4 protein-coding genes, 1 pseudogene and 1 riboswitch are annotated in these 6531 nt (G+C 71.9%); of the genes and pseudogenes, 3 read left to right on the forward strand and 2 right to left on the reverse strand.

The window, feature by feature from the left end:
* Positions 1-308: pseudogene (locus tag HMPREF3086_RS19390) on the forward strand (ABC transporter ATP-binding protein); the annotation flags it as partial.
* Positions 305-1378 (forward strand): ABC transporter substrate-binding protein, encoded by a 1074-nt coding sequence (locus tag HMPREF3086_RS01125; protein WP_070719748.1) that lies wholly within the window; start codon positions 305-307, stop codon positions 1376-1378. The pseudogene HMPREF3086_RS19390 and the gene HMPREF3086_RS01125, both read left to right, overlap by 4 nt.
* Before the next feature lie 116 nt (positions 1379-1494).
* Here HMPREF3086_RS01125 and HMPREF3086_RS01130 read toward each other — a convergent pair whose 3' ends face one another.
* Positions 1495-2964, reverse strand: a complete 1470-nt coding sequence (locus HMPREF3086_RS01130; RefSeq protein ID WP_061915795.1) for a PepSY-associated TM helix domain-containing protein — start codon at positions 2962-2964, stop codon at positions 1495-1497.
* Positions 2965-3292: 328 nt separating this feature from the next.
* On the reverse strand, positions 3293-3883 hold the full coding sequence (locus tag HMPREF3086_RS01135; protein WP_061915792.1) for a hypothetical protein: 591 nt from the start codon (positions 3881-3883) through the stop codon (positions 3293-3295).
* A 157-nt stretch (positions 3884-4040) separates the two neighbouring features.
* Positions 4041-4236: riboswitch (cobalamin riboswitch) on the forward strand.
* A gap of 71 nt (positions 4237-4307) precedes the next feature.
* On the opposite strand from HMPREF3086_RS01135, the gene HMPREF3086_RS01140 reads away from it, so the two are divergent.
* Positions 4308-6531, forward strand: a 2224-nt coding sequence (locus tag HMPREF3086_RS01140; protein ID WP_210401812.1) for a cobaltochelatase subunit CobN, incomplete at its 3' end; no start/stop codon positions are given.

Here is a 6531-nt window from a genome sequence, read left to right on the forward strand (position 1 = left end):
TCGACGAACCCACCAACCACCTCGACGCCGCCTGGCGACTCCGGCTCATGGACGCGCTGGACAGCCTGCACTCCACGGTGGTGGCCGCGATCCACGACCTCGACCTGGTGCTCCGTCACTTCGATGCGGTCGCCGTGGTCGATGACGGGCGGATCGTCGCCTACGGGCCACCCGTCGAGATATTCACCGCCGACCTCCTGGACGGGGTCTTCGGCGTCAACGGCGACATCGTCGCCCACCCACGAACCGGTCGACCCCACTTGCTCATCGGGGACGCGGTCACCACAGAAAGTAGAGATCAGCAATGAAGCGTTCAGTCATCACGGCAGGCCCCGCCCTGGCGATCACCCTGGCCCTGGCCTCCGCATGCGGTTCCGATGCCACGAACTCCGCCGACGGCGGCACCGGGGGAGAGGTCACCGTGGTCAACTGCGGCGAGGAGGTGACCTACCCCGAGACTGTCGACGAATTGTTCGCCTACGACTCGGGGATCATCTCCATCGCCCTGTCCGCGGGAGCTATCGATCAGCTCACGGCCGTGGCCGCCGCCTCGGAGGACGAGGACCTGCTGCGTCTGGCGTACGGTGACCAGTACGACCAGCTCAATGAGGTGACGGGCAAGGGCCCGACCCTGGAGAACGTCGTGGCCGCGGAGCCGGACGTCATGTTCGCCGGCTGGAACTACGGATTCTCCGACTCCCGGGGCCTGACGCCGGACATCCTCGCCGGGCACGGCATCGGCGTTTACCAGCTCTCGGAGGCGTGCCGCCAGGCCGAGGGCGAGGTGCAGCGCGGCACCATGGATCCGTGGGAGGCTCTGGATACCGACCTGCGCAACATCGGGATCATCACCGGGAACGCGGAGACCGGTGCCGCGGCCGCCGACGACGTGGCTGAACGGCTCGAAGCGCTCCGGGCTCTGCCCGCGCCCGAGGGCAGGCCCACCATCTTCCTGGTCGACAGCACCAGCGACACCATCCTGTCGTCCGGCTCCTTCGGCGGGCCTCAGGGGATCATCGACGCGGCGGGCGCACGCAGCGCGACCGAGGACGTGGCCGACACCTGGACAAGTGTCAGCTGGGAGCGCCTGGCCGCCGAGGACCCGGACATGATCGCGTTCGTCGACTACGGCGAGCAGACCGTCGACGACAAGATCGCCGCACTCAAGGCGCACCCCGCCAGCCGAGACCTCAAGGCGGTCCGCGAGAACCGCTTCGTCAACCTGCCCTACGGCATGTGGGTCTCCAGCCCCCTCAACATCGACGCCGCCGAGACGATCCGCGCCGTCTTGGAGAAGCACGGGCTCGCCCCCGAGACGGGCCTGACGCCGCAGCTTGACGTCACTGAGCTGCAGCTCGGGGGCAACGACTGGCTCTGAGGGGCAATCTCACCCGGGGGTAGGGCATCCCGGCCCGGGAGAGAGGGCCGCCCCGGCCTGCCGTTGCTTCCGCCCCGGCCTGCCGTTGCTTCCGCGCCGGCAGGCAGGGGCGAGCGCTACGTGGTGGACCCGATCTCGGCGTGCCGCTTCGCGGCGACGGACCGCCGCAGCGATATCAGCAGGTCAGCGACGACGAACAGCGCGAGAGACGCGCCGAGCAACGGCAGGAACAGCCCCACGGCCACGGCAAGAACCCCGGCGATGAGATACGCCGGCCAGCGATGGCCGGTGACCCCGCCCAGACCGGCGGGCAGGCCCCCGCGCGTCGGGCGACGCGTCCACCACATCCGATACCCCAGGACGGTCAGCGCGACGATCGTCAGGGCGGTTGCGGCGAGGGCGATCTGCAACGGTAGGCCGAACAGCATGCCCATGTGCAGGTAGATGCCCCACGAGGACAGCTTCGAGTACAGCGAGAGGTCGCGGAAGTCGAGACGGTCGACGACCTGCCCGGTGGCTCCGTCCACAGCCACAGCATCGGAGCTGAACGTCCACGGCACCCACCGCTCGCTCACCGACCACGCCGTGTGCGGATCAGCCGGCGGGACCATCTGCACCGGGCCCTCGAGACCGGCCTGGTGCGCCGCGGCCAGGACCACCGGCACCTGATCGACCGGCACCTCGAAGGCGGAAACCGCCGAACCGTGCCCCAGGTGCCCGGCGTGCTCGTCCCCGTCCGTCGCGGCGCCGGCGACCAGGGAGGTCTGCAGCGGATCCGAGCGCCAGTTCATCTTCTCCACGACCGTGTCCACGTTGGCTCCGGCGAACGCCGACCAGGTCAGGCCGGTCACCGCGATGCCGAGGATCGCGATCGCGAACCAGGTGCCGAGCGCGGCGTGCAGGCTCATGGCCTTCTGGCGGGAGCCGGGACGGGCCGGGAAGCCCCGCAGCAGTGTTCGGGTGGTTGCGGCCCTCCCGTGACGGGTCGACCGGACCTTCCGCCACCACAGCACAATTCCGCTGAGCCCCAGGACCAGCAGCCAGGATGCGGCGAGTTCCGAGTAGAGCTCGCCGGGCGGGCCGAGGTGGAGATCCCGGTGCAGGCTGGAGATCCAGCTCCGCAGCGGGAGCTCGCCCAGTCCCGAATGGCTGCTCAGGTCGCCGCGCACGTCACCGGTGGCGGGGTCCACGAACACCGCGCGGTTGAGACCGTCGTCCAGCGCGGGGTCGGCGAACAGGATCCGGGTGGTGGTGCCGGGCTCGTCGGAAGGCCAGATCTGGACCACGGCGAGCTCCGGGAACTGCGCCTGCGCGGCGTCGATCTGCTGCTCCAGACTGAGTGCGGTGGACGCGGGTGGCGCGGTCAGTTGTTCGGCGTAGACGAGCCGCTCCAGTGTCGGGGACAGCGCGTACAGGGCCCCGGACAGAGCGGCGATGACGAGGAACGGTGCGACGAACAGGCCCGCATAGAAGTGGACGCGGGTGAGGATCGCGCCCAGCTGCGCGGAGAGGGGCCGCGCGGGCGGGGCCGGTTCGGCAGCACCGGGGTCGCGGGTGTGGCGCTCGGCCGGATGGGTGGCGGTCATGAGAGGCGAATCCCTTCGGGATCAGGCGGTCCGCGAGCGGGTCGGTACTACCCGCCGGGCAGCACGGAGCTGGTCTGCGGAGAGCGGCGTGCGCGGCCGCGAGGTCGGTGAGGGCGGGCACCCGGAGACCCGGCTGCGCGCGGCGCTGGCTGGCCGAGCGGGGCGGGAAGGAATCGGTGCCCGAGTGGGCGCAGCGGGACGATCTGACGGCCGCTGCGGGTGAGACACGGGAGGCGGGGACGGTGGATCCACCGCGCGCCGCTCCCGGACATGTCACCGCACCGCCCGAGCGCGGCGTGGCGCGCGTCGGCGGGTGCGGGACCTGCGACTATGCGGCAGCGGGCGGCGCTCTGGTCCCACCGCGGGAGACCAGGTAGCGCTTGAGCGGCGCGTCGGCGCCGCGCGGGACCGGGACGACGGCGACGACGGCGACGAGGTGCGCTGTCGATATCGGCGGCATCGACCGGGCGGACACCCAGGCCAGAGCGCCGGCGAGAGCAGCGATGACCAGTAGTGCAGAGCCGATCGCGGCGATGTGCGCGGCGAGCATGACGGGCGTCATCAACGCTGTTGCGGAGGCCAGCGCATCGTGGGCGGCGGTGTCCATCGCGGCCCGGAGCGCCGCGGGGTCGGTGCCGTGGTGGCCCGGCGGGTGCGAGCCGGACCCGTGGTGCGAGTGCCCGCCGGACATCGCGATGTGGACGGCGCCCTGCCCGGTGATCAGTCCTGACGCCGAGGCGAGGATCGGGAACCGGTAGCGGGCTGCGGCGGCGGTGGCGGCGCCGATCCCGGCGCTGGTGACTGCCACGGTGAGCGCCTGGGCGAACGAGACCGGGCCCATGTCCGCCGCGAGCCCGTGCGCGCTGATGCCGAAGATGCCACTGACCAGCGCCACGGTCACGCCCACGATCGTGGTCATGACCGGGGGGAGCTCGGTCCTCGCCCGATCAGCTGGCACACGCCGAGTCTAAGCACGGCGAGCACGGGGTAGGAAGGTCAGCGCGGGCGGTGAGAGCGCCGGCAGCCGAGCCGGGGTGGCTTCCGAGGGCGAAGGGTGGTCCGGGCGGGACGGCGGATAGGCTCGCCCGTGCCGTGGTGCTCGGGAAGCCGGAGGAGAAGCCGGCGCGGCCCTCGCCACTGTAGTCGCGGAGCCACGCGACCCTCGTCCGCCCCACACGTGGGGGCGGGGGCCACTGGGCGAGAGCCCGGGAAGGTCGGTCGCGCGGTGCTGATGCGGAAGCCAGGAGACCGGCCACGGCGACATGTTCCACGAGGGTTTGGAGAAGAACATGCGCCCCGACCGGCGTTCGGCGTCCCCTGACGACGCCCCGGCACGCTCCGACGTGCCCCGCATCGCACTACTGTCCACCTCCGACACGGACCTGCTCTCCGCGCGCGAATCCGGCGCCGAGTTCACACTCGGCAACCCGTCGCGCCTGCACGTCGAGTCCGACCTGCCCGCCCTGATCACCGGCGCCGACCTGGTGGTGGTCCGCATTCTCGGCTCGCGTCGCTCGTGGGATGACGGATTCGCCGCCGTCCTGGGCGCGGGCGTGCCCGTGGTGGTGCTGGGCGGTGAGCAGACCCCGGACGCCGACCTCATGGAACTGTCGACCGTCCCCATCGGGACCGCCGCCGAGGCCCACCGCTATCTCGCCGAGGGCGGGCCGACCAACCTCGCGCAGCTGCACGCCTTCCTCTCCGACACGGTGCTGCTCACCGGCGCCGGTTTCGAGCCGCCGGTGAGCGTGCCGGTGTGGGGGATGCCGGAGCGGCCGGGCGCCGACTCCCCGGCGAGTGGTCACAAACGCCGCGATTCCCGCGACGCGACCTGGGAGAACGCGGGCGGGTCTGACCAGTCGCCGGGCGGCCCCCGCGTGGGCGTGCTCTACTACCGCGCCCACGAGGTGAGCGGGAACTCCGGATTCGCGCACGCGCTGGCCGACGCGATCGACGCCGCCGGTGGGGTGGGCGTACCGATCTTCGCCGGCTCCCTGCGCTCGGCGCCGGACGAGCTGTTCGACGCCCTCGGCACGCTGGACGCGCTGGTCGTGACCGTCCTGGCGGCCGGCGGCACCACGCCCGGGTCCGCCAGCGCGGGCGGCGACGACGAGGCGTGGGACGTCGAGCGCATCGCCGCCCTGGACATCCCCGTGCTGCAGGGCCTGTGCCTGACCTGGGGCCGCGACGACTGGTCGGAGTCGGACGACGGCGTCAACCCGCTGGACTCTGCCAACCAGATCGCGATCCCCGAGTTCGACGGTCGCATCATCACCGCCCCGTTCTCGTTCAAGGAGATCGACGCCGACGGCCTGCCCCGCTACGTCGCCGACCCCGAGCGGTGCGCGCGCGTCGCCGGGATCGCCGTGGCCCACGCCCGGCTGCGCCACGTAACTCCCGCCGACCGCAAGGTCGCGCTGGTCCTGTCGGCGTACCCGACCAAGCACTCCCGCATCGGCAACGCCGTCGGCCTGGACACCCCGGTATCCACGATCCGCCTGCTGCGCCGCATGCGCGACGAGGGTTACGATCTAGGCCCGGCGGACGGGCCGATCGCGAAGTTCCTCGACGAGCAGGCCTACGCCACCGACACCGAGGCCGGAGACGCCCTCATCCACGCGCTCATCGACGCGGGCGGCCAGGACGAGGAGTGGCTCACGACCGCGCAGCTCACCGACGGCCACGTCCGGATCTCCACCGAGGACTACCTCCGCTGGACCGCCGACCTGCCCGCGACCCTTCGAGACGAGATGGTCGAGGCGTGGGGCGAGGCGCCGGGGACCCTGTTCGTCAACGACGCCGGCGAGCTCGTCCTGGCCACCCTGCAGGCCGGCAACGTGGTGCTGCTCATCCAGCCACCCCGCGGGTTCGGCGAGAACCCCGTGGCGATCTACCACGACCCCGAGCTCGCGCCGTCCCACCACTACCTGGCCGCCTACCGCTGGCTGGCCCACGGCTTCGGCGCGCACGCGCTGGTGCACATCGGCAAGCACGGCTCGCTAGAGTGGCTGCCGGGCAAGAACGCCGCCCTCTCGGCGGACTGCGCCACCGACGCGGCAATCGCGAACCTGCCGCTGATCTACCCCTTCCTCGTCAACGACCCGGGCGAGGGCGCGCAGGCCAAGCGCCGCGCGCATGCCACGATCGTCGACCACCTGGTCCCGCCCATGGCCCGCGCGGAGTCGTACGGGGACATCGCCCGCCTCGAGCAGCTGCTCGACGAGTACGGCAACATCGCCGCGATGGACCCGGCCAAGCTTCCGTCCATCCGCGCGCAGATCTGGACCCTCATGCAGGCCGCGCACATGCACGAGGACCTGGGCCTGGAACAGCGCCCCGACGACGAGGAGTTCGACGACTTCCTCCTCCACGTGGACGGCTGGCTCTGCGAGATCAAGGACGTCCAGATCCGCGACGGCCTGCACGTTCTGGGCCAGGCGCCCGACGGCGAGGCGCGGGTCAACCTGGTGCTGGCCATCCTGCGCGCGTCCCAGGTGTGGGGCGGGCAGTCCGGCGCGGTGCCGGGCCTGCGCCGCGCGCTCGGCCTGGCCGAGGGCGCGCCGACCG

Source organism: Dietzia sp. HMSC21D01, from assembly GCF_001815995.1.
Classification (GTDB): Bacteria; Actinomycetota; Actinomycetes; order Mycobacteriales; family Mycobacteriaceae; genus Dietzia; species Dietzia cinnamea.